Raw genomic sequence first — 685 nt, 5'->3', positions numbered from 1 at the left:
CACCGCACACGTGCTCTGCCTCACCTGGCACCACATCGTCCTCGACGGCTGGTCCGTCGGCCTCTTCCACACCGAACTCGACCACCTCTACACCGATCTCACCCACCACCGCCCGCTTTCACTGCCACCCCTCACCACCCAGTACGCCGACATCGCCCAACGCCAACGCCACCACTGGCAGAGCACCGACGCCCAACAACACCTCCACGAACTCGCCGCACGACTGCGCGACGCCCCACCCGTCTGCCACCCACCCACCGACCGACCCCGCCCCGACACCGAACCCGGCCCCACCGCCGTCCACCACAGCCAACTGGCCCCCGGCACCCTCACCACCCTGACCACCCTCGCCACCCAGACCGGCTCCACCCCCTTCGGCATCCTCCTCACCGCCTTCCAACTCCTCATCCACCGCTACACCCACCAAAACCCCATCGTCATCGGCACCCCCCTCACCGGCCGCACCGACCCCGACGCCGAAAAACTCATCGGCTTCTTCGTCAACACCCTCCCCCTCGCCGTCGACATCAACCCCCACCACACCTTCCGCCAACTCCTGCACCACTCCCGCACCGTCCTCATGCACGCCGTCACCCACCAGGACATCCCCTTCGACAAACTCGTCGAACACACCCGACCCACCCGCGACCGCCACACCCCACCCCTCATCCAAACCGTCTTCACC

Annotated in this window: 1 protein-coding gene; it reads left to right on the top strand. The window is 67.3% G+C overall.

Going from position 1 to position 685, the window contains the following annotated elements; all coding sequences use genetic code 11:
- Positions 1-685 (top strand): condensation domain-containing protein (locus ACPXCB_RS31550; RefSeq protein ID WP_425879776.1); only part of this gene is annotated, 685 nt, incomplete at both ends.

This window comes from Micromonospora sp. DT62, assembly GCF_049847285.1.
Classification (GTDB): Bacteria; Actinomycetota; Actinomycetes; order Mycobacteriales; family Micromonosporaceae; genus Micromonospora; species Micromonospora reichwaldensis.
The sequence above is the reverse complement of the archived record's forward strand: the minus strand, read 5'-3'. Positions and strand labels throughout refer to the sequence as shown.